20 protein-coding genes are annotated in these 22,612 nt (G+C 72.9%); 5 read left to right on the top strand and 15 right to left on the bottom strand.

Annotation, left to right across the window (positions count from 1 at the left end; genetic code table 11):
• The 4 genes from UK12_RS27620 to UK12_RS27635 form a co-directional block, all read right to left on the bottom strand.
• Positions 1-787 (bottom strand): VanZ family protein (locus tag UK12_RS27620; protein ID WP_197085214.1); only part of this gene is annotated, 787 nt, incomplete at its 3' end.
• A 68-nt stretch (positions 788-855) separates the two neighbouring features.
• Positions 856-1,233, bottom strand: coding sequence for a hypothetical protein (locus tag UK12_RS27625; RefSeq protein WP_045305894.1), 378 nt, complete (start codon positions 1,231-1,233; stop codon positions 856-858).
• On the bottom strand, positions 1,230-2,816 hold the full coding sequence (locus tag UK12_RS27630; RefSeq protein WP_045305895.1) for a sensor histidine kinase: 1,587 nt from the start codon (positions 2,814-2,816) through the stop codon (positions 1,230-1,232). The genes UK12_RS27625 and UK12_RS27630 overlap by 4 nt, the downstream gene beginning before the upstream one ends.
• A gap of 72 nt (positions 2,817-2,888) precedes the next feature.
• A complete protein-coding gene (locus UK12_RS27635) occupies positions 2,889-3,572 on the bottom strand; it encodes a response regulator transcription factor (protein WP_045305896.1) in 684 nt (227 codons plus the stop codon).
• Positions 3,573-4,100: 528 nt separating this feature from the next.
• Between UK12_RS27635 and UK12_RS27640 the strand changes: the two genes are divergently transcribed.
• Entirely contained in the window at positions 4,101-4,790 is a 690-nt protein-coding gene (locus UK12_RS27640) for a SigE family RNA polymerase sigma factor (RefSeq protein ID WP_197085215.1), read from the top strand.
• Positions 4,791-5,000: 210 nt separating this feature from the next.
• Here the strand turns inward: UK12_RS27640 and UK12_RS27645 are convergent, their stop codons facing one another.
• Positions 5,001-6,242, bottom strand: coding sequence for a PucR family transcriptional regulator (locus UK12_RS27645; protein ID WP_156178962.1), 1,242 nt, complete (start codon positions 6,240-6,242; stop codon positions 5,001-5,003).
• A gap of 140 nt (positions 6,243-6,382) precedes the next feature.
• Between UK12_RS27645 and lysA the strand changes: the two genes are divergently transcribed.
• Complete coding sequence (lysA, locus tag UK12_RS27650; RefSeq protein ID WP_045305899.1) at positions 6,383-7,675, top strand: diaminopimelate decarboxylase; 1,293 nt, start codon at positions 6,383-6,385, stop codon at positions 7,673-7,675.
• A gap of 31 nt (positions 7,676-7,706) precedes the next feature.
• Here lysA and UK12_RS27655 read toward each other — a convergent pair whose 3' ends face one another.
• The 5 genes from UK12_RS27655 to deoC form a co-directional block, all read right to left on the bottom strand.
• Positions 7,707-8,348 carry a hypothetical protein gene (locus UK12_RS27655; protein WP_063838332.1) on the bottom strand — a complete coding sequence of 214 codons (642 nt, stop codon included), beginning with the start codon at positions 8,346-8,348 and terminating at the stop codon, positions 7,707-7,709.
• A gap of 90 nt (positions 8,349-8,438) precedes the next feature.
• Positions 8,439-8,831 carry a hypothetical protein gene (locus UK12_RS27660; RefSeq protein WP_045305900.1) on the bottom strand — a complete coding sequence of 131 codons (393 nt, stop codon included), beginning with the start codon at positions 8,829-8,831 and terminating at the stop codon, positions 8,439-8,441.
• 231 nt (positions 8,832-9,062) lie between these two features.
• The gene (locus UK12_RS27665; protein ID WP_045305901.1) at positions 9,063-9,983 is read right to left on the bottom strand and encodes an aldehyde dehydrogenase family protein; all 921 of its coding nucleotides are present in this window, start codon (positions 9,981-9,983) and stop codon (positions 9,063-9,065) included.
• On the bottom strand, positions 9,976-11,457 hold the full coding sequence (locus UK12_RS27670) for an aldehyde dehydrogenase family protein (RefSeq protein WP_045305902.1): 1,482 nt from the start codon (positions 11,455-11,457) through the stop codon (positions 9,976-9,978). Before UK12_RS27670 ends, UK12_RS27665 begins: the two co-directional genes overlap by 8 nt.
• Positions 11,458-11,461: 4 nt before the next feature.
• The gene (gene deoC / locus UK12_RS27675; RefSeq protein WP_082120003.1) at positions 11,462-12,448 is read right to left on the bottom strand and encodes a deoxyribose-phosphate aldolase; all 987 of its coding nucleotides are present in this window, start codon (positions 12,446-12,448) and stop codon (positions 11,462-11,464) included.
• A gap of 324 nt (positions 12,449-12,772) precedes the next feature.
• Here deoC and UK12_RS27680 point away from each other — a divergent pair, with 324 nt between their 5' ends.
• Complete coding sequence (locus UK12_RS27680) at positions 12,773-13,459, top strand: PH domain-containing protein (protein ID WP_045305904.1); 687 nt, start codon at positions 12,773-12,775, stop codon at positions 13,457-13,459.
• Between the two features lie 163 nt (positions 13,460-13,622).
• On the opposite strand, the gene UK12_RS27685 is transcribed toward UK12_RS27680, so the two are convergent.
• The 3 genes from UK12_RS27685 to UK12_RS27695 form a co-directional block, all read right to left on the bottom strand.
• Positions 13,623-15,326, bottom strand: a complete 1,704-nt coding sequence (locus UK12_RS27685) for a phospho-sugar mutase (protein WP_045305905.1) — start codon at positions 15,324-15,326, stop codon at positions 13,623-13,625.
• A 266-nt stretch (positions 15,327-15,592) separates the two neighbouring features.
• On the bottom strand, positions 15,593-16,426 hold the full coding sequence (locus UK12_RS27690; RefSeq protein WP_045305906.1) for a purine-nucleoside phosphorylase: 834 nt from the start codon (positions 16,424-16,426) through the stop codon (positions 15,593-15,595).
• A gap of 196 nt (positions 16,427-16,622) precedes the next feature.
• The gene (locus tag UK12_RS27695) at positions 16,623-17,060 is read right to left on the bottom strand and encodes a gamma-glutamylcyclotransferase (protein ID WP_045305907.1); all 438 of its coding nucleotides are present in this window, start codon (positions 17,058-17,060) and stop codon (positions 16,623-16,625) included.
• Positions 17,061-17,183: 123 nt separating this feature from the next.
• Here UK12_RS27695 and UK12_RS27700 point away from each other — a divergent pair, with 123 nt between their 5' ends.
• Together UK12_RS27700 and UK12_RS27705 are read left to right on the top strand one after the other, a co-directional pair.
• Positions 17,184-18,638 carry an NAD(P)H-quinone dehydrogenase gene (locus UK12_RS27700; protein WP_045305908.1) on the top strand — a complete coding sequence of 485 codons (1,455 nt, stop codon included), beginning with the start codon at positions 17,184-17,186 and terminating at the stop codon, positions 18,636-18,638.
• A 222-nt stretch (positions 18,639-18,860) separates the two neighbouring features.
• Positions 18,861-19,799: a DeoR/GlpR family DNA-binding transcription regulator gene (locus UK12_RS27705; protein WP_197085217.1), complete on the top strand. Its 939-nt coding sequence runs from the start codon at positions 18,861-18,863 to the stop codon at positions 19,797-19,799.
• Between the two features lie 176 nt (positions 19,800-19,975).
• Here UK12_RS27705 and UK12_RS27710 read toward each other — a convergent pair whose 3' ends face one another.
• Entirely contained in the window at positions 19,976-21,802 is a 1,827-nt protein-coding gene (locus UK12_RS27710; RefSeq protein ID WP_231591411.1) for an acetyl/propionyl/methylcrotonyl-CoA carboxylase subunit alpha, read from the bottom strand.
• A 407-nt stretch (positions 21,803-22,209) separates the two neighbouring features.
• On the bottom strand, positions 22,210-22,612 hold a 403-nt coding region (locus tag UK12_RS27715; protein WP_045305911.1), incomplete at its 5' end, for a Maf family protein.

Raw genomic sequence — 22,612 nt, forward strand, 5'->3', positions numbered from 1 at the left:
GGCCCCTGAGAACCGGCCGGTGGGCGGCGCCCAGCGGGGCGGCGACCGTGCTCAGCTGCGGCGCCGGGGTGGTGCCGGGCGTCGGCACCGGCGCGTCCGAGGGCTCCGGCACGGCGGCCGCAGCGGGTGCGGCCGGTGCCTCGGTGGCCCGCCTGCGCAGGACGGACCGGCCGGCCGGCACGAAGGCCAGGTGGGTGGCGGCGACGCCGAGAGTGCCCAGCAGGATGTTGTCGACGTTCAGGACGTGCCCCGGCGTCCAGCCCTTGAGGATCTCCAGCGCGGTGGCCAGCAGCGCCGAACCGCCCGCGGTGTGCAGGAAGGACGGCAGCCAGCCGGTCCGCAGCCGGCCGCCGGCCAGCGGGAGCAGCACGCCGAGCGGTGCGAGCGGCAGCAGTCCGGCGGCCAGCTGCCGGACGCCCGCCAGCCCGCCGACGGCCAGCGCCTGCTCCACCGAGGCGAAGGGGGTCAGGTTGGCCGGGTAGGTCCACCCGGCCGTCACCGGCCGCAGGACGAGCCACCCGACCAGCGCCAGGTAGACGGTGAGCACGGCCAGGGAGATCCGCTGCACCCGGGGCGAGACCCCGGGCCGGGGCTCCGGGCCCCGGGTGCCCACCGGCGGCGGCTGGTCGGACGATCCGCCCGGCGCCGCGTCCTTCGGCTGTGCTGGGGGCGCGGGCTGGGAGGACCCCGGCGTGTACGGCGGAGCGTACGCCCTGTCGGTGGGGCTGCTCCCGGCCCGTACGCCGGTCCCGCGCTCGTGGCGCGTGGTGGTGCCATCTCGCTGCACGCGGGGGAGGACGCCGGGTCCGCCGTTCGTGGTTCCGCGCCCCGGCACGCCGGTTTCGGGTAACCCGGTCATGGGCAGTGGGATGCCCCGGGCGAGGGAATCGCACTGAACACACTGCTGGGACCCTTCGCCGAGGTGCCCGTAGCCGCCGTGGTGCCCGCCGTCGCGCTCGGTGCGCCGGGCGTCGGCGCGGTCGCGGTCCCGCCCGAGGGGGCTGCGCCCGAGGCGGAGGGCGAAGCGGAGGCCGCTGCGGAGGGCAGCGGACCGGTGCTCGGTGTCGGGGCCAGCACCGCCGTCGGGACCGTGTACGGGTTGGGGCAGGCCGTCCGGCTGGCCGGGGCGCCCGCGTCGACGGGCACGGCGGTCGGCCGGATGCCGCAGCCCGCCGCAGCCGCCAGGACGGCGGCCAGCAGTGCGGCCGCCGCCGCGGTCCTGCGTACGTTCACTGGGCACCTTCCTGATCGGCCGGCTCGGCCTGCTGCGCGGTCGAAGCCCCGTCCGCGGACGTTTCCGGCGAGGGGGCCGGGTCCGGGTCCGCGGCGCCGTCCAGCGGGCCGCCCGGGGTGAGCGGCAGGGTCAGCGTGAAGACGGCGCCGACCTCGCCGTTGGCGGCGGTGATGGTGCCGCCGTGGATCTGTGCGTTGGCCATCGCGATGGACAGTCCGAGCCCGCTGCCCTCGGAGCGGGCCCGGCCCTTGTCGGCCTTGTAGAAGCGGTCGAAGACGTGCGGCAGCACGTCCGACGGGATGCCGGGGCCGCTGTCGGAGACCTCGACCACCACGGTCCCGCCGACCTGGCGGACCTTCACCCGCACCGGCGAGCCGCCGTGCTTGAGCGCGTTGCCGATCAGGTTGGCGAAGACCACGTCCAGGCGGCGCGGGTCGACCACCGCGAGGATCCCGCGCGGGGCGTCCACCTCGACCGCGTCGTACCAGGCCCGGCCGTCGATGCAGGACATGATCAGGTCGGCGATGTCCATCTCGTCCGCGACCAGCTTGGCGGTGCCCGCGTCGAAGCGGGTCACCTCCATCAGGTTCTCGACCAGGTCGGAGAGCCGCCGGGTCTCGCTGACCACCAGGCGGACGGCCGGCTCGATCATCGGGTCGAGCAGCTCGGCCTCGTCCTCCAGGATGTCCGTCACCGCCGTCATCGCGGTCAGCGGTGTGCGCAGCTCGTGCGACATGTCGGCGACGAACCGCCGGCTCTGCGCCTCGCGCGCGCTCAACTCCTCGACCTGCTCGGCGAGCGACGCCGCTGCCAGGTTGAACGTTCTTGCCAGGTCGGCGAGTTCGTCGCCGCCCTCGACGTCGAGCCGGGTATCCAGCTTGCCCTCGCCGAGCTGCCGGGCCGCCTCGCCGAGGCGCTTCACCGGCCGCAGCACCGTGGCCGAGGCGGCCTGCGCCAGCAGCGCGGAGCCGATCAGCGCGAGCAGGGTGGCGATCGCCAGCGACCAGCCCAGGGTGTTCAGGTCGGCCCGCTCGTTCTCCAGCGACTTGAACATGTAGGCCGTCGGCCCGCTCGGCACCACCTTCGTGCCGCCGACCACGTACGGCTTCCCGTCCAGGTTCACCCGCTGCCAGTACAGGTGGTAGGCGTACGGGTTGCCCGGGACGACCTCGCGCGGCTTGGCCACCGCGGCGCGCAGCGGCTGCGGCACCTGGGCCGGCGTGAAGTTGGCGGGAGCGGACGAGGCGGCGCAGTCGGGCTGGTTCTCGTCGACCACCACCACCTGGTAGTTGAGGCCGGAGGTGGCCACCAGGTTCGCCAGGTTGGTCAGTTGCGGGCAGCTGGCGTTCAGCGGCAGCTCGGAGACGTTGCGGGTGAGGGAGACCCGGAAGTCGTTCAGCGCGGTGTCCTGGGCGCGCTTGAGCACCGCGTCGCGGTTGAGCCAGTACGCGATCCCGGAGGCCGAGACGGCGGTGCACAGCGCGACCACGGCGAACACCGCGATCAGCCGTACCCGCAGCGAGCGCAGCTGCCGCCACCGCCAGGGGCGCGGACGGCGCGGGGTATGAGGGTCAGCAGTCAACAGGAGTTCTCACCAATGGTCGTTCAGGGCCGGGCCGCCGACGGCCCGTCAGACAGTCTCGCGGACGGCCCCTCAGGGCTGGTTCGGCGGGTCGAGACGGTAACCCACCCCGCGCACCGTGCGGATCAGGGTCGGCGCCGAAGGTACATCCTCCACCTTGGCCCGCAGCCGCTGCACGCAGGCGTCCACCAGCCGGGAGTCGCCCAGGTAGTCGTGCTCCCAGACCAGCCGCAGCAGTTGCTGGCGGGACAGCGCCTGGCCGGGGCGGCGGCTCAGTTCGAGCAGCAGCCGCAGCTCGGTGGGCGTGAGCTGGAGGTCCTGGCCGTCCTTGGTGACGGTCATCGCCGAGCGGTCGATCACCACACTGCCGTACGCGGAGGAGTCCGAGTTCTCCCGTTCGCCGCGGCGCAGCACCGCGCGGATCCGGGCGTCCAGCACCCGGGGCTGCACCGGTTTCACCACGTAGTCGTCCGCGCCGGACTCCAGGCCGACCACGACGTCGATGTCGTCCGAGCGCGCGGTCAGCAGGATGATCGGCAGCTGGTCGGTACGGCGGATCCGGCGGCAGACTTCGAAGCCGTCGATTCCGGGCAGCATCACGTCGAGCACGATCAGGTCCGGACGCTGCTCCTTGAAGAGCTTCAGGCCGTCCTCTCCGGAGGCGGCCGTCACCACGCGGTGACCCTGGCGGGTGAGGGCGAGTTCGAGGCCGGTCCGGATGGCGTCGTCGTCCTCGATCAGAAGGAGGTATGGCACGGGCTCATTCTGGCTCACTCGGCGCACCGAATCACCTGCTGTGTCATGGCCGCCGGGGATGGGAACCGGAACGTGACCCTCGGGCGTCCAGGCTGGTGCGGAGGATATGTGGACCAAAGTCCCGCCCGCTGTGACAGCCCTGTGACAGTCGGCGGACAGCGCCATGACGACCGGCGGGCAGGATTTTCCATGTCGCCGCAGCAACTCCCCGGCCCGACCGGCCCGGAGCGCGGCGATGGATAGCGAACCGCTCGTACCGATCATGGGGGTGTCACGATGAACGCCACGCTCAAGACCCGCAGCACCGCGGCCGTCCGAAACGCGCGTTCGTCGGCAGTCGCCGCCCGGACACACTTCGAGGTACGGACGGACGAGACTTCCGGTGCCGTGATCGTACGGGGGTGCGCACACAGCACCGGGACCCGCCGCATCGGCGGCGGGAACAGGTCGGGGGACCTGTTCGGGGTCGGCCACCGGGGGACTGCGGCCGACACCGGTTCGACCCTCACGCTGCGGGGAGTCCTCCCCGTGCGTGTGACGGGTCAGGGGAGTGCGACGGGCAACGGCGTTGCGGCCGGTCTCGGTTCGGGGGAGCCGACCGGTCGCACCGCCACCGCCGGGGCCACGGTGCTCCGCCTCCCCACCGTGGAGCAGGTCCAGCCGGTCGCAGCGGCCGCCGAGCCGTCCGACGCGGACCACATGACCGAGTTCACCGCGTACGTCCGCGAGCGCCGTGCCTCGCTGTACGCCACCGCGTACCACCTGACCGGCGACCGCCACGAGGCCGAGGACCTGCTGCAGAGCGCGCTCTTCAGCACCTACCGCGCCTGGGGCCGGATCACCGACAAGGCGGCGGTCGGCGGCTACCTCCGCCGGACCATGACCAACCTGCACATCTCCGCCTGGCGGCGCCGCAAGGTCAACGAGTACCCGACCGAGGAGCTGCCGGAGACGGTCGGCGACACCGACGCGATGGGCGGCACCGAGCTGCGCGCCGTGCTCTGGCAGGCGCTGGCCAAGCTGCCGGAGAACCAGCGGACCATGCTGGTGCTCCGCTACTACGAGGGCCGCACCGACCCGGAGATCGCCGACATCCTCGGCATCAGCGTCGGCACGGTGAAGAGCAGCATCTGGCGCGCGCTGCGCCGGCTGCGGGACGACGAGCAGCTGAACCGTACGGGTGACACCGTGCTGGCGTTCGGGGAGCTCGTCGCCTGAGAGTGACTCCCGTCGGGGGACGGGTGGGCAGGTCAAGGGGCGCGGGCGCCGGCTCGGGGGAGCGGCGGCCGACGGGGGGCTCCCGAGGTCTGACCCAGCGGAGGGCCCGGTGCCGGGGAGAGGCACCGGGCCCTCCGTCATGTCCGGGGCGGGGGACGGGGGCCCGGTGCAGGGGCAGGAGCGTGCTCCCGGGGCGGGCCCCGCCCGGGGCTACTGCCGTTGCTGGAGGCGCAGTTGGAGCCAGCAGGAGAGCCGGTCGTCCGGGTGGTCCAGGTCGAGGCCGAAGAGCTCCCTGGCCCGCCGCAGCCGGTACTTGAGGGTGTTGGGGTGCACCGAAAGCCGTTCGGCCGCCTGGGCGATGTTGCCGACGGCGTCCAGCCACGCGGCGGTGCTGGCCGCGTAGGCGGTGTGCTGGGTGCGGTCGTGCTCGACCATCGCGGTGACACCGGGGTGGCGCAGCCGGGGGCGGCGGGCCAGCTCGTCGGCGAAGTGGGCCAGCAGCACCCGGGCGTGCACCTCGGTCAGATCCGCTGTCTCGGGCGCCTGTTGGTCGTACGCGGTGACCCGGAGGATGTCGTCGACCTCGGCGCGCAGCTCGGTCAGCTCGCTCAACTCCTCGGCGGGGCGGCTGATCGCGGCCCGCAGCGGGGTGGTGCCGCCTTCGCCGGGCGTCCGGACCAGGGAACGGCCGACGGTGCTCACGGCCTGCTCGGCCAGCCGCCGCACGGCGGTGGGGTCGAGCTCGGGCAGCAGCGCGTACACCGTGCTGCCGAGCGCGGTGACGGCGGCCTCGGCGTGGACCGCGGACCAGTGCCGGGCGGCGACCGCGGCCAGCCGGGTGAGCTCGGGCGGTTCGCGGTCGGGCAGGCGCAGTGGGGCCAGACCGACCAGGGTCACCGGGTGGGTCCGCTCGGAGAGGCCGAGCCTGAACCGCACCTCGGCCGCCGACCAGTGCCCGCTGAGTGCGCCGCGCAGGGCCTCCTCGCGGGCGTGCAGGTCGAGTTCGGCGGCGCTGCGGCGGCGCAGCATGTGCAGGGCGGCTAGCCGGGCGCCGTCCAGCAGCGCCCGCTCCCCGGACTGGTCGAGGCCGGCCGGGCCCTCGATCGCCCAGAGGGTGCCGAGCGGCAGGTCCCCGGCGCGGATCGCGGCGGCGGCGCGCGGCAGCTCGTCCTCGGCCAGCGGCGGGAGCCGGACCACTCCGGCGGCGGCCAGCACCTCGCGGTACTGGCTCTGCTGTTCGGGCCGCTCGGCGGTGTCCGGCACCTGGCGCTCCAGGATGCCCCGGCGGCGCAGCTCGTCCATCCGCTGGTCGGGCAGGGAGGAGTAGGCGAGCACCCGGCGGTCCAGGTCCTCGACGGACACCGGGCCGCCGACCACCGCGGCGACGGCGTTGGCGAGGGCGAAGAGCTCCTCGCTGGTCCCGCCGAGCATTGGCGATTCCGTCGGTTCCATGGCCGAACCTTAGGCGATCCCGCCAGAGACCGGTGCTCTGTACCTCCCGCACTATGGCTGGCATAAGCGGACGACGGCTGGCAGCGACCCTCCGGACTCGGACGCCCCACCGGTCCCCACCCAGGAGAGGCAGTCCGGCCATGACCCTCGGCGCCGTCACGCCAGCATCCGCCCAGAACCGGCTGCTGACCCTGTTCCCGCAGGGCACCGCGGTCGCCGAGGGCGGTGAGCTGCTCATCGGCGGCTGCCGGGTGACCGAGCTGGCGGAGCGGTACGGCACCCCGGCCCTGCTGGTGGACGAGACCGCGCTGCGCACCCGGGCCCGCCGTTACGCCGACGGGCTGGCGGAGCGCTGGCCGAACTCGCGGGTGACCTTCGCGTCCAAGGCCTTCCCGTGCAGTGCCGTGTACCGGCTGCTGGCCAAGGAGGGCCTGGGCATGGACGTCGCCGGCGGCGGCGAGCTGACCCTGGCGCTGGCCGCCGGGGCCGACCCGGCCGGGCTGGTGGTCCACGGCAACGCCAAGACCGAGGAGGAGCTGCGGCTGGCGGTGTCGGCGGGGGCCGGGCTGATCGTGATCGACAACTTCGACGACATCGACCGGCTGGAGAAGATCGCCGTCGAGCACCCCGGCCGGGCGCAGGGCGTCCTGGTCAGGGTCACCCCCGACATCCGGCCCGACACCCATGCGGCGGTCTCCACCGGCCAGGCGGGCTCGAAGTTCGGCCTGTCGCCGGCCCTGGCCCGGGAGGCGATCGCGCGGCTGCGCGGCAGCGACCGGCTGCGGCTGGACGGCCTCCACGTGCACGTCGGTTCGCAGATCCTGCGGACCGAGCCGTTCACCCGGGCCGTCGAGGCGGTCGCGGAGCTGGGCGAGTTCGCGGTGTACGGCCTCGGCGGCGGCCTCGGCTCCCGCTACACCTACCAGGACCGGCCGCCGACCATCGAGCAGTACCTGGACGCCCTGGTCGCCGCCGCCCGCCGGGCACTGCCCTCCGAGGCCCGCATCCTGATCGAGCCCGGCCGCTCGCTGGTCGCCGAGACCGGTGTCTCGCTCTACCGGGCGGTCACGGTCAAGGACGGCGAGCAGCCGATCGTCGCGGTGGACGGCGGCATGGGCGACAACCTCGAAGTCCCGCTCTACGCCCAGCGGTTCGAGGCCACCGTCGCCACCCGGGTCGGCGGCGGCGAGCCGTGCCGCCTGGTCGGCCGGCACTGCGAGTCCGGCGACACGCTCAGCGACGGCGTCCTGCTGCGCGACCCGCGCCCCGGGGACCTGATCGCCGTCCCGGCCACCGGCGCCTACACCTACGCGCTCAGCAACAACTACAACGGCGCCCGCAGGCCGCCGGTGGTGTTCTGCGGCGAGGGGCGTTCCCGGGCGGTGGTGCGGCGGGAGACGTACGAGGACCTGATGCGGCGGGACCTGGCCTGAGGGCGGCTCACCGCGCCGGGGCGGCGGTGCCTCAGGCCCCGACCGCGGCGGGCATCCGCGTGGCCACGGTCCGCACCCGGCGCTCGGCCTCAGGACCGGCGCAGGCGTACGCGCCGAGGCCGACCTGCCGGGACACGATGCCGTGCTCGGCGCGCATCAGCCGCCACCCGCGCCGCAGCAGCACCGGTAGCGACTTGCGCCCCTCACGGACGTCCCGCCGCAGGCGCCGCCAGGCCGTGGTGAGCGGGTGGTTGCGCAGGCAGAGCGCGTCGCCGAGCAGCTCCTCGGCCGCGCACTGCTCGGCGATCTCGGCGGCGAAGATCCCCTCGGCGATGAACGCCGGGGCGCCGTCGAGGTGCAGGGTACGGGTGCCGGCCCGGCCGTTGTCCGGGATCGAGTACACCGGCACCTCGGCCCGGCCGCGCTCTGCCAGCTGCCGGATCGCCGCCACCGCCTGCTCGCGGTGCCAGGCGAGCGGCGAGTCCCAGTCCACCCCGCCGTCCGGGAGGAGGGGGAGCGTCGGGTCGTCGCCGTCCTTGTAGAAGTCGTCCAGCTGGAGTACCGGCAGCCCGGCTCTGGCGGCGAGTGAGGACTTGCCCGAACCGGAGGGCCCGGAGAGCAGTACCACGTGGGCACGGGGTATCGACGGCTGGTTCAGCGGGGAGTCACTCACGGGACACCAGTCTGACGCATCAGGCACCGATGCCGAAACCGGGCGTACGTCACTTCTTCGCCTCCGTCTCTGCCTCCGGCGCCGGACGTTTCAGCCCTTGCCCAGCGCCAGCCGGACGGGGCCGAGGTAGCGGGTGTGCACCTGGATGTTCACGGCGGCCCCGGCACCGGGCGGCTGGTAGACGGTGGCGGCCCAGTCGTGGTCGTACCAGGTGTCCGGTTCGGGGTCGAAGAACTCGCCGCCGGGCTCGAACTCCAGGCACGGGTACCGCCGGGAGCCGAAGGCCGCGGTGGACCTGGCGGGGGTGATCAGCAGGCTGCCGTCGGTGTACTGGGGCGGCCAGCCGGGGCGCTCGGAGCGGACGGAGCACGGGACGCGGACCGGCAGTCCGGCCGCCAGCCGCCGCTGCGCCCGGCGGGCCCGCAGCGCCCGCAGCGGTCCGTCCCCCATCAGCACGGCAAGCTCGGCCAGGATCTCCCACACAGCTGTTCTCCCCACGGTCGCGGACTTCCGTGAGGGAGGACCGCCGGTGCGCGGTACTGGTTGCCCGCCGATCGGCGGGTTCCACCCCGAAGGGCGGCGGGCGCACCGGCTGTCGGCCCGGCCCGCACGACGACGGACCCGCACCAGGGGGGAGAGGTGCGGGTCCGTCTACGGCACGTCCGGGCCCCTGGGGGGAGTAGGGGCGCTGGGGACGGCCGGTCCGTGGTGCGGTCAGATACCCATCGGGTGCCAGACCGTCTTGGTCTCCAGGAACGAGAGTAGCCGCTCGGTTCCGGGCGCATTGGTCCAGTCCAGGGCGGTCGGGTCGATCGCCGGGCGGACCACCCGCTTGAGGGTCTCGGCGGCTGCGGCCTCCAGCGCGGTGGCGGAGGCCGGGCCCTCGGCGGCGATCGCGCCGGAGAGGTCGAGACCGTTCACGTCCTGGTGCGAGGCGAGGGTGGGCGCGATGTCGGCGGTACGGCCGGAGATCACGTTGACCACGCCGCCCGGCAGGTCGGAGGTGGCCAGCACCTCGCCCAGCGAGAGCGCCGGCAGCGGGGCGTCGGCGGCGGCGGCCACCACGACCGTGTTGCCGGTGGCGATCACCGGGGCGATCGCCGAGACCAGGCCGAGGAAGGAGAACCCGTACCCGGACTGCGGCGCCACGATGCCGACCACACCGGTCGGTTCGGGGGTGGACAGGTTGAAGAACGGCCCGGCGACCGGGTTGGCCCCGCCCGCGATCTGCGCCACCTTGTCCGTCCAGCCCGCGTACCAGACCCAGCGGTCGATCGCGGCGTCCACCAGGGCGGCGGCCTTCTTGGCGCTGATGCCCTCGGCGGTGGCGACCTCGGCGGCGAACTGCTCGCGGCGGCCCTGGAGCATCTCGGCGACGCGGTACAGGACCTGGCCGCGGTTGTACGCGGTGGTGCCCGACCAGCCCTTGACCGCCGCGCGGGCGGCGAGGACGGCGTCCCGGGTGTCCTTGCGGGTGCCGAGCGGGGCGTTGGCGAGCCACTGGCCCTTGCTGTCCGTCACCTCGTACACCCGCCCGCTCTCGGAGCGCGGGAACTTCCCGCCGACGTACAGCTTGTAAGTCTTGCTCACCTGGATTCGTACAGGGGCGTCAAGTCGCGTGCTGAGCTCAGACATCGAGGTAGGCCTCCAGACCGTGGCGGCCACCCTCGCGGCCGTAGCCCGACTCCTTGTAGCCGCCGAACGGCGAGGTCGGGTCGAACTTGTTGAAGGTGTTCGCCCACACCACACCGGCCTTGAGCTGGTTCGCCATCCACAGGATGCGCGAGCCCTTCTCGGTCCAGATACCGGCGGAGAGGCCGAACTGGGTGTTGTTGGCCTTCTCCACGGCCTCGGTGGGCGTGCGGAAGGTCAGCACCGAGAGCACCGGGCCGAAGACCTCCTCGCGGGCGATCCGGTGCGCCTGGCTGACCCCGGTGAACAGGGTCGGGCGGAACCAGTAACCGGCGGAGGGGAGTTCACACTCCGGGGCCCAGCGCTCGGCGCCCTCGGCCTCACCGATGGCGGACAGCTCGGTGATCCGGGCCAGCTGGGCGGCCGAGTTGATCGCGCCGATGTCGGTGTTCTTGTCCAGCGGGTCGCCGACCCGCAGGGTGGCCATCCGGCGCTTCAGGGCGTCCAGCAGCTCGTCCTGGATGGACTCCTGGACCAGCAGACGGCTGCCCGCGCAGCAGACGTGGCCCTGGTTGAAGAAGATGCCGTTGACGATGCCCTCGACGGCCTGGTCGAGCGGCGCGTCCTCGAAGACGATGTTCGCGGCCTTGCCGCCGAGTTCGAGGGAGAGCTTCTTGCGGGTGCCGGCCACCTGCTTGGCGATCGCCCGGCCGACCGGGGTCGAGCCGGTGAAGGCGACCTTGTTGACGTCCGGGTGGGAGGTCAGCGCGGCGCCGGTACGGCCGTCACCGGTGACGATGTTGACGACGCCCTTGGGCAGACCGGCCTGACGGCAGATCTCGGCGAACCGCAGCGCGGTCAGCGGGGTGGTCTCGGCGGGCTTGAGGACCACGGTGTTGCCGGTGGCGAGCGCGGGCGCGATCTTCCACGCCAGCATCATCAGCGGGAAGTTCCACGGGATGACCTGGCCGGCCACACCCAGCGGCCTCGGGTTGGCGCCGTAGCCGGCGAAGTCCAGCTTGTCGGCCCAGCCCGCGTAGTAGAAGAAGTGCGCGGCGACCATCGGGAGGTCGAAGTCGCGGGTCTCGCGGATCGGCTTGCCGTTGTCGATCGACTCCAGCACGGCCAGCTCGCGCGAACGCTCCTGGATGATCCGGGCGATCCGGAACAGGTACTTGGCGCGCTCGCTGCCCGGCAGCGCCGACCAGTCGGCGAACGCCTTGCGGGCGGCGGCGACCGCGCGGTCGACGTCCTCGTCCGTACCCTGCGCGAACTCGGCCAGCACCTGCTCGGTGGCCGGGTTGACGGTCTTCAGCGCCTCGCTGCCGCTGGATTCCACGAACTCGCCGCCGATGAAGTGGCCGTACGAGGTCGCGATGTCGCCCGCGGCGGCGGGGGACTCGGGCGCGGGGGCGTACTCGAAGAGGCGGCCCTTGGGGCTCACGGTCTCTTCCGCCTTCTTGTTGTTCTTGGCCATGGTCTCAGTCCACCGTCACGTAGTCGGGACCGGAGTACCGGCCGGTGGTCAGCTTCTGACGCTGCATCAGCAGGTCGTTCAGCAGGCTGGAGGCGCCGAAGCGGAACCAGTGCGGGGTCAGCCAGTCGTCACCCAGGGTCTCGTTGACCATCACCAGGTACTTCATGGCGTCCTTGGTGGTCTTGATGCCACCGGCGGGCTTCACGCCGACCTGGATGCCGGTCAGCGCCTTGAAGTCGCGGACGGCTTCGAGCATCAGCAGCGTCACCGGGGGAGTCGCGTTGACCGCGACCTTGCCGGTGGAGGTCTTGATGAAGTCGGCCCCGGCCAGCATGGCGAGCCAGGAGGCGCGGCGCACGTTGTCGCACGTCTGCAGCTCACCGGTCTCGAAGATCACCTTGAGGTGGGCGGAGGTGCCGTCCGGGCGCCTGCACGCCTCCTTGACGGCGACGATCTCGTTGTAGACGTCGAGGTAGCGGCCGGAGAGGAAGGCGCCACGGTCGATCACCATGTCGATCTCGTCGGCACCGGCCGCGACCGCGTCGGCGGTGTCGGCCAGCTTGACCGGGAGCGCGGCGCGCCCGGCCGGGAACGCGGTGGCGACGGAGGCGACCTGGATGTCGGTCCCCTTCAGCGCGGCCTTCGCGGTGGCGACCATGTCCGGGTAGACACAGATCGCGGCGACGCGGGGAGCGGTCGGATCGCTCGGGTCGGGGTTCCGGCCCTTGGTGCACAGCGCGCGCACCTTGCCGACCGTGTCCGCGCCTTCCAGCGTGGTCAGGTCGATCATCGAGATGGCCAGGTCGATGGCATACGCCTTGGCCGTGGTCTTGATCGAACGGGTACCGAGGGAGGCGGCGCGGGCTTCCAGGCCGACGGCGTCGACGCCGGGCAGGCCGTGCAGGAAGCGACGGAGCGAGGCCTCGGACGCCGCAACGTCCTGAAGGCCGCCGCCCGCAGCGCCGAGGGCGTTGGCTGCAACAGTGGACATGGTCACAAGAGCAGCATATCTACGCGCGTAGTCACGTGCTAGGGAGGGCCCCTTATCGATGCGGGACCGAGACCTGGGGCTGGCGTCGGGCGGTTCCGGGACGGCTTTCGGGGCAGGCTCGGGGCGGCTCTGGGGCGGCTCTGCGTTGGCCGTGCGTGGGCGATGCGTGCGCGATGGGTCGGCTGCCGGCGGACGCGGAGCAGTTGCCGACCGCCGGTACTGTCGGCGGCTCGTCCGTGCAGGCCGGTGCGGGTGCGAGAGCGTCCGCATTTCGTGATGTCAGGCCCATGGGGAACCCGGTTCCCATGGGGCAGAATCGTCCCCATGACCGAATCCGACGGCACGCCCGATCCGGGCAGCGCCGCACCCGAGGCGAAGTACGCCGACCGCGTCTATCGCTCCGTCCCCGGCGTCATCTCCGGCGTACTGCTGCTCGCCGTCGCCGGGTGGCTGATCATCGACGCCATCGTGACCGGCACCGGCCGTACCCCGTGGATCGCGCTCGCCGCCGCCCCGGTCTTCGCCCTTCCGGTGGTCGCGTACACGCTGCGTCCCGTCGTGTACGCGAACGAACGGCGGCTGCTCGTCCGCAACCCGCTGCGGACCGTCGAGGCGCCGTGGGCTTCGGTCGACGCGCTGCGGGCCGGGTACTCGGTGGAGCTGCTGGCCGCCGGGAAGAAGTACCAGGTCTGGGCCGTCCCGGTGTCGCTCCGCCAGCGCAAGCGGGCCAACCGGGTGGTGAACAGGGCTGCCGGCGCCGCCGAGACGTTCTCGGACCGGACGCGTACCTTCGGCCAGCCCGCCCAGTCGCGGCGTGGGCTGCGGCAGGGCGACTCGGACCCGACCCGTGCGTGGTCGGACCAGGTGGTCGACACCCTGCAGGAGATCGCCGAGCGCAATGCGACGCGGCCCGACGCGGCCGGTCCGGTCGTGGTCCGCTGGTGCTGGTGGATCATCGCGCCCACGCTGGTCGGCCTGGCCGCCTTCGTCACGCTGATCGCCGTGACCTGAGAGCCGGCCGTGACCTGACGGCGGACCGCTCGGGGCCGGCTCCCGAGACCCTGCGATGCGAACGGGCCCGGTGCTCCGATCGAAGAGATCGGAGCACCGGGCCCGTTCACGTGCCGCACGCTGATCGGCGCCGGACGGACGCCGGTCCGGTGCGGTCGGCCGATCAGATGCCGGCGGCTGCGGCGAGGTCGCGCTTGATGGCGTCCAGGACGGCGGCGGCCCGCTCGCGGGCCGCGCCGAGCTCGGCGGCGGTGGCGACCGGCAGGACGACCTCCAGGTAGCACTTCAGCTTGGGCTCGGTGCCGGACGGGCGGACGACGATCCGGGCCGACCGCACGCCTTCGCCGGCCAGGTAGTAGCGCAGGCCGTCGGTGGGCGGCAGGTCGGCGGAGCCGGCGGCCAGGTCGTCGGCCCGGGTGACCTGCAGCCCGGCCAGGACGGTCGGCGGCTGCTCGCGCAGGCGCTGCATCGCGTTGGCGATCAGCGACAGGTCGTGTACCCGGACGGAGAGCTGGTCGGTGGCGTGCAGGCCGTGCGCCAGCGCCAGGTCGTCCAGCAGGTCGCTGAGGGTGCGGCCGGACTGCTTGAGGGTGGCGGCGAGCTCGGCGACCAGCAGGGCGGCGGTGATGCCGTCCTTGTCGCGGACGCCCGCCGGGTCGACGCAGTACCCGAGCGCCTCCTCGTAGCCGTAGCGCAGACCGTCGGCGCGGGCGATCCACTTGAACCCGGTGAGCGTCTCGGCGTAGTCCAGCCCGGCTGCGGCGGCGATCCGGCCCAGCAGGGTGGAGGAGACGATGGTGGTGGCGAAGGTGCCGACGGCCTTCTTGGCGACCAGGGCCTCGCCGAGCAGCGCGCCCACCTCGTCGCCGCGCAGCATCCGCCAGCCGCCGTTGGCACCGTTGCCGTGGTCCGGGACGGCCACGGCGCAGCGGTCGGCGTCCGGGTCGTTGGCGATGACGATGTCCGGGCCGACCGCGGCGGCGGTGCGGAACGCGAGGTCCATCGCGCCCGGCTCCTCCGGGTTGGGGAAGGCCACGGTCGGGAAGTCGGGGTCCGGCTCGGCCTGTTCGGCGACCACGGTGGGCGCGGGGAAGCCGGCCTTGGCGAAGGCGGACAGCAGGACGTCCCGGCCGACGCCGTGCAGCGGGGTGTAGACGACGTCCAGGTCGCGGGCGCCGCCGGCGTCGACGGTGGTGACGGCGCGGTCGAGGTAGGCCTCGATGACGTCCTCGCCGAGCACCTCCCAGCCGCTCTCGGCGCGCGGGACGTCGGTGAGCGAGGCGATGGCGTCGATCTCGTCGGCGATACCGGCGTCGGCGGGCGGGACGATCTGCGAGCCGTCGCCCAGGTAGACCTTGTAGCCGTTGTCCTGCGGCGGGTTGTGGCTGGCGGTGACGGTGACACCGGCGGCGGCGCCGAGGTGGCGGATCGCGAAGGCCAGGACCGGGGTGGGCAGCGGGCGCGGCAGCAGGGCGGCGCGCAGTCCGGCGCCGACCATCACGGCGGCGGTGTCGCGGGCGAAGTCGTACGACTTGTGGCGGGCGTCGTAGCCGATCACCACGAGGTCGCCGAGCTTCTGCTTCTTGACGTAGGCGGCGAGGCCGGCGGCGGCGCGGATCACCACGGCGCGGTTCATCCGCATGGGACCGGCGCCGAGTTCACCGCGCAGGCCCGCGGTGCCGAACTGGAGGCGGCCGTCGAAGCGCTCGGCCAGCCTGGACCAGGCGATGCGCTCCTCGCTCTCGGCGTCGGGGCCTTCGGCGGCGGCCAGCAGGGCGGTCAGTTCCTCGCGGGTCTGCGGGTCGGGGTCCTCGGCGAGCCAGGTCCGTGCCCGGGCGAGGAGGTCGGTGGTGGATGCCTGCGCCATAGCTCTGCCAGCTCCATCTGAGGGTCGGTGGGGTCCGGGACGCTGCGGGGCCCTGGACCGGGGCGGGGTCGGAGGGAGATCCGGGTGGAGGTGAGGTCCGGGGTGGGGGTCCGGGTGGAGTCCGTCCGGGGAAGGGAAGTCAGGATCGGGCGACACAAGGCCGTCGGACCGATGACGGACAACAGATGACAGATTTTGAAATCTGTCATCGGTCATCCGCCGCCGCTCCGACGGCCCCTGTCTACTGATTCTGCGTCAGCTCAGGCTCAGATCCGCTCAAGGACCTTGGCCAGCAGCGCGCCCATCCGCTCGGCGCTGGCCTTGCCGGCCTCCAGCACCTCGGCGTGGTTGAGCGGCTCGCCGGTCATACCGGCGGCCAGGTTGGTGACCAGGGAGATGCCGAGCACCTCGGCGCCGGCCTCACGGGCGGCGATGGCCTCCAGGGTGGTGGACATGCCGACCAGCTCGCCGCCGAGCACCCGGGCCATGTTGACCTCGGCCGGGGTCTCGTAGTGCGGGCCGCGGAACTGCACGTAGACGGCCTCGTCCAGCGACGGGTCCACCTCGCGGCAGAGCTCGCGCAGGCGCGGCGAGTACAGGTCCGTCAGGTCGACGAAGTTGGCGCCGACGATCGGGGAGTCCGCGGTCAGGTTGATGTGGTCGCTGATCAGGACCGGCTGGCCGGGGGTCCAGCCCCGGCGGAGACCGCCGCAGCCGTTGGTCAGCACGATGACCTCGCAGCCCGCCGCGGCCGCGGTGCGGACACCGTGGACCACGGTGGCCACGCCGTAGCCCTCGTAGTAGTGGTTGCGGCCGAGGAAGATCAGGGCGCGCTTGTCGCCGATCTTGACGGAGCGGATGTTGCCGGAGTGCCCGGCGACCTTCGGGGCCGGGAAGCCCGGGAGCTCGGTGATGGGGAACTCGAAGTTGCCCGGAGCCGACGGGTCACCCAGTGCGTCGGCGGCCGGCACCCAGCCGGAGCCCATCACCAGGGCGAAGTCGTGGCGCTCGGCACCGGTCAGCTCGCGCAGGCGCGCAGCGGCGGCCTGGGCGGCGGCGTAGGGGTCGGCGGAGACGACCGACTGAGGAGTTGCGTTCACATCGCCGAGGATAGACAAGAATTCGCCTACGCGCGTAGACACTCAGCCCAAGCCATGCCGGATTGTTACCCGGTTGACCCGAAACGACAGGCCGTGGCCGGTTTCCGGACCCTGCGGCTGTCGGAAGGTCCGAACACCCGAAGCCCCAGGCGCCCCGAGGCCCGAAGGCCCCGGACCGGCCCGCCGGCCCCGGCGCTCAGCAGGGCCGGCGCCGCAGGTCCAGCACGTAGTCGTCGGGAGCGCCGGCGCTCTCCGCCGCGTCCGCGACGAGCCCGAGGTAGCGGGCGGCGGGCAGGCCGCCCTCGTAGTCGTTGAGGACGTACGTCCACACCGGGATGTCCCCGTCCAGGGTGTGGGCGCGCAGCCGGATCTTGCGGTAGATGCCGAGCTGGAGGCCCTCCCAGCGGTCGAGGCCGTCCTCGTCCATCGGGGCGACGTCGTACAGGGAGACGAAGACCTGGTGCTTCTCGTCCTCGACGACGGTGGCCAACGAGCCCTCCCAGCCGAGGTGTTCGCCGCCGAAGGTCAGCCGCCAGCCGTCCAGCCAGCCCGTGCCGCGCAGCGGGGAGTGGGGCGCGCGGCGGCTCATCTGCCGGGCGTCGAGGTTGGTGGCGTACGCGGCGTAGAGGGACATGGGCGTCAGCCTACGGGAGGCGGTGGCGCCGGCAGGGGCCGGGGAGTGTTCATCGTCACATCGGATTGGAGATGAGCACATAGCAACGCCCCCGGCGTGGCTTTGGTTCCGGCGTGCGGGACAATGGTGGACGTGACTCGGATCGTGATCATCGGTGGCGGACCCGGCGGATACGAGGCGGCCCTGGTGGCCGCCCAACTCGGCGCGGAGGTGACCGTCGTCGACCGCGACGGTCTGGGTGGATCGGCGGTGCTGACGGACTGCGTGCCGTCCAAGACCCTCATCGCGACCGCCGAGGTGATGACCACCTTCGACAGCTCCTACGAGGAGCTGGGCATCACCGTCGCCGACGACACCCCGCCGCTGGAGCGGCCGGCCCGGGTGGTCGGCGTGGACCTCGGCAAGGTCAACCGACGGGTCAAGCGGCTGGCGATCGCCCAGTCCCACGACATCACCCAGTCCGTGACCCGGGCGGGCGTGACGGTCCTGCGCGGCAAGGGCCGCCTCGGCACCGGCGGCCAGCACGTGGACGGCTCGCGCGACGTGGTGGTCGAGCGCGAGGACGGCAGCACCGAGTCGCTGCGCGCCGACGCCGTGCTCATCGCCACCGGCGCGCACCCCCGTGAGCTCCCCGACGCCCAGCCGGACGGCGAGCGCATCCTCACCTGGACCCAGGTCTACGACCTGGAGGAGCTGCCGCGCGAGCTGATCGTGGTCGGCTCCGGCGTCACCGGCGCCGAGTTCGCCGGCGCCTACCAGGCGCTCGGCTCCGAGGTCACCCTGGTCTCCTCCCGTGACCGTGTGCTGCCCGGCGAGGACCCGGACGCCGCCGAGGTGCTGGAGGAGGTCTTCCGGCGCCGCGGCATGAACGTGATGAGCCGCTCCCGCGCCGAGACCGTCAAGCGCGTCGGCGACCACGTCGAGGTCACCCTGTCGGACGGCAAGGTCATCCGGGGCAGCCACTGCCTGATGGCGGTCGGCTCGATCCCGAACACCGCCGACATGGGCCTGGAGGAGGCCGGGGTCAAGCTCAACGACTGGGGCCAGGTCCAGGTCGACCGGGTCTCCCGCACCACCGCCCCCGGCGTGTACGCGGCCGGTGACTGCACCGGCGTCTTCATGCTCGCCTCGGTCGCCGCGATGCAGGGCCGGATCGCCATGTACCACGCGCTGGGCGACGCGGTGCAGCCGCTCAACCTCAAGACCGTGGCCTCCAACGTCTTCACCGACCCGGAGATCGCCACCGTCGGCTACACCGCCGCCGACGTCTCCTGCGGCAAGATGGACGCCGTCGAGGTCAAGCTCCCGCTGCGCGGCAACCCCCGGGCGAAGATGCAGGGCATCCGGGACGGCTTCGTGAAGCTGTTCTGCCGCCCCGGCACCGGCATCGTGGTCGGCGGCGTGGTGGTCGCCCCCAGGGCCAGCGAACTCATCCATTCGATCTCGCTCGCCGTGGACAACAACTTGACGGTCGAACAGGTGGCCAGTGCGTTCACGGTCTACCCGTCCGTCTCCGGCTCCACCGCCGAGGCCGCACGGCAGCTGCACATCCGTAAGCGGGAGAGCTCGGACTCCTGAGCTGCGAAAGCGAGTTGGGGCGGTCGCCGCGGCGGCCGCCGCTTCCGTTCCCGGCGCGGCTCACCCGCGCGGCGGAGCGCTCAACCGCCTTGCTGACGGCGCGTATTGTACGGTCGCGCGCTGCTCCGGCGTGAGCATTTCCCGTTACCAGGAGCAAACGCCTGAAAGCAGACGGTCATTCAGGTTACCGTCGGTTCTGTGTTTGCAGCAGAACGTCGCCAGTTGATCCTCGAAATGGTGCGGGCCAACGGAGCCGTGTCGCTCCGCGAGCTGGCCCGCGTCGTCCAGACCTCCGAAGTCACCGTACGCCGAGACGTCCGGGCCCTGGAGGCCGAAGGGCTGCTCGACCGCCGGCACGGCGGCGCGGTGCTCCCCGGCGGTTTCACCAGGGAGCCCGGCTATCCGCAGAAGACCCACCTCGCCGCGGCCGAGAAGAGCGCCATCGCCGACCTCGCGGCAAGTCTGGTCGAGGAGGGCGACGCCGTGGTGGTCGGTGCCGGCACCACGGCCCAGGAGCTGGCCCGCCGCCTGGCCCGGGTCCCCGGGCTGACGGTGGTCACCAACTCGCTGCTCGTCGCCCAGGCCCTGGCGCACGCCAACCGGGTCGAGGTGGTGATGACGGGCGGCACCCTGCGCGGCTCCAACTACGCGCTGGTGGGCAGCGGGGCCGAGCAGTCGCTGCACGGCCTGCGGGTCTCCAAGGCCTTCATCTCCGGCAGTGGACTGACGGCCGACCGCGGCCTGTCGACCACCAACATGCTCTCCGCGAGCGTGGACCGGGCGTTGGTGCAGTCGGCCGCCGAGGTCATCGTCCTCGCCGACCACACCAAGCTCGGCGCGGACACCATGTTCCAGACCGTGCCCACCGAGGCGATCACCCGTCTGGTCACGGACGAGCACGCCGCCGCGGAGGACCCGACCGCCAGGGAGCTGGACGCGCTGGCCGACTGCGGCGTACAGATCGCCGTCGCGCCGCTCGGCCTGACCGCGGAGCCGCCCGTGCACCAGTCCGTGCCCGCCGCCGCCGTCGCCCCGCGCCGTACCGCCCCGCCGCCCGGCCCCGCCCCCCTGCCCGGCCAGCGCCGACCCGGTGCGCACGGCGGCCCTCCCGGCCAACTTCCCTCCCGCCTGGCGGAGTTGGGCGCCCCCCGCGGCCGCTAGCCGTAGCGGAGCGTTCAACCTGGCCGTACGGGGCCCAGGGTCCAGTGGCGTGATGAGGCGCCACGCTCGTTCCCGAGGGCCGACCCCGCTCCTGGGGCCGGCCCGCCCGCGCCGGAAATGCAGCCGGTCCGCACACCCGGAGGTGTACGGACCGGTCCACGGGTCCTGCTGTGGTGTCAGTCCTTGATCTCGCAGAGGGCCGCACCGCTGCTGACGCTGGCGCCGACCTCGGCCTTGAGGCCGACGATGGTGCCCGCCTTGTGGGCGTTCAGCGGCTGCTCCATCTTCATCGCCTCCAGCACCACGATCAGCTCGCCCTCGGCGACGGTCTGGCCCTCCTCGACCGCGACCTTGACGATGGTGCCCTGCATCGGCGAGGCCAGCGTGTCACCGCTGACCGCCGAGCCGGCCTTCTTCGTGCCGACCCGGCGCTTGGCCGCGGCCTTGCCGGTCGCCGCACCTGCGGCCGGAGCCGAGGCGACGCCGAGCGAGGACGGCAGCGAGACCTCGATCCGCTTGCCGCCGACCTCGACCACCACGGTCTCTCGGCCCTCGGGCTCCTCGCCGTCGCCGCCCGCGCCGGTGAAGGCGGGGATGGTGTTGTTGAAGTCGGTCTCGATCCAGCGGGTGAAGACCGTGAACGGCTCGTCGCTGCCGGTGAGTTCGGGCGCGAACGCGGGGTCGGTGACCACGGCCTGGTGGAACGGGATCGCGGTGGCCATGCCCTCGACCTTGAACTCGGCCAGCGCCCGCGCCGCCCGCTGCAGCGCCTGCTTGCGGGTCGCGCCCGTGACGATCAGCTTGGCCAGCAGCGAGTCCCACGCCGGGCCGATCACCGAACCGCTCTCCACGCCCGCGTCCAGCCGGACACCCGGACCGGACGGCGGCGCGAACAGCGTCACCGTGCCCGGCGCCGGAAGGAAGTTGCGCCCCGGGTCCTCGCCGTTGATCCGGAACTCGAACGAGTGCCCGCGGACCTCGGGGTCGTCGTAGCCGAGCTCCTCGCCGTCGGCGATCCGGAACATCTCGCGGACCAGGTCGATCCCGGTGACCTCCTCGGAGACCGGGTGCTCCACCTGGAGGCGGGTGTTGACCTCCAGGAAGGAGATCAGACCGTCCTGCGCGACCAGGAACTCACAGGTGCCGGCGCCGACGTAGCCCGCCTCGCGGAGGATCGCCTTGGACGCCCGGTACAGCTCGGCGTTCTGCTCGTCCGTCAGGAACGGCGCCGGAGCCTCCTCCACCAGCTTCTGGTGGCGGCGCTGCAGGGAGCAGTCACGGGTGGAGACGACGACCACGTTGCCGTGGCTGTCCGCCAGGCACTGGGTCTCCACGTGCCGGGGGTTGTCCAGGTAGCGCTCGACGAAGCACTCGCCGCGCCCGAACGCGGCCACGGCCTCGCGGACCGCGGACTCGTACAGCTCCGGGATCTCCTCCAGCGTGCGGGCCACCTTCAGGCCGCGCCCGCCACCGCCGAACGCGGCCTTGATGGCCACCGGCAGACCGTGCTCGGACGCGAACGCCACGACCTCGTCCGCGCCCGACACCGGGTCCGGCGTGCCCGCGACCAGCGGCGCACCCGCGCGCTGCGCGACGTGCCGGGCGGTCACCTTGTCACCGAGGTCGCGGATGGCCTGCGGCGGCGGGCCGATCCAGGTCAGGCCCGCGTCCAGCACGGCCTGGGCGAACTCGGCGTTCTCCGACAGGAAGCCGTACCCCGGGTGGACTGCGTCCGCACCCGAGTCGGCGGCTGCCTGGAGGACCTTGGCGATGTCCAGGTAGCTGGTGGCGGGGGTGTCGCCGCCGAGCGCGTAGGCCTCGTCGGCCGCGCGGACGTGCAGCGCGTCCCGGTCCGGTTCGGCGTACACGGCGACGCTGGCAATACCGGAATCCCGGCAGGCCCGGGCGACGCGGACGGCGATTTCCCCGCGATTGGCGATGAGCACCTTGCGCACTGTGGCTCCCTTCTTGAACCTCGTTGAGTCTAGGGATTGCCGGGTCATACCGGCGAGTAGCCCCAGGTGGTGAGCTTGCCCACACGGAGCGTGACACTGATTCGTGATCAATCGAGCACGGAGCGGGACGCTTTGCAGGTGGAGGAGGCTGTGTGGGGTGGTCGTCGGCGGCCTGCGGGAGTCCGCGGCGCCCTGCCGGGTGCCGTGGCCTTCGCCACAGTCGCTCGACGGCAGCGGCGCCAGCCTATCGGCCGCTCTGTTCGGCGGGAGTGGGCCGGAGCGACAGATGTGAGGGCCCGGATCTGTCAGGATCCGCAGCGCGGTTCCGAAATCGGCCCGAATGGTCCGGTTGGGCCTGAAATCCGCCAGCCGGGCAGGTCGGACCCGGTCGGGCCCGGCCGTGGACGTGGTAGTGGACCCGACGACCCTGCGGCGCGGCGCGCCGCGACGGCCGGTCAGCTCCAGAGGTCGGTCAGCCGGACGTCCAGGTCGGCCAGCAGGCGGCGCAGCAGCGGCAGCGAGAGGCCGATCACGTTGCCCGGGTCGCCGTCGATGCCGTCGATGAACGGCGCCGAGCGGCCGTCCAGGGTGAACGCCCCGGCCACGTGCAGCGGTTCGCCCGACGCGATGTACGCGGCCACCTCGGCGTCGTCCGGGTCGCCGAAGCGGACGGTGGTGGCGGCGGTCGCCGAGGACTGCTTGCCGGTGGCGGTGTCGATGACGCAGTGCCCGGTCTGCAGCACGCCGTCCCGGCCGCGCATGGACTGCCAGCGGGCCAGCGCCTCGGCGGCGTCGGCGGGCTTGCCGAGGGCCTGGCCGTCCAGTTCCAGGACGGAGTCGCAGCCGATCACCAGCTGG

This window comes from Saccharothrix sp. ST-888, assembly GCF_000955975.1.
Taxonomy (GTDB): Bacteria; Actinomycetota; Actinomycetes; order Streptomycetales; family Streptomycetaceae; genus Kitasatospora.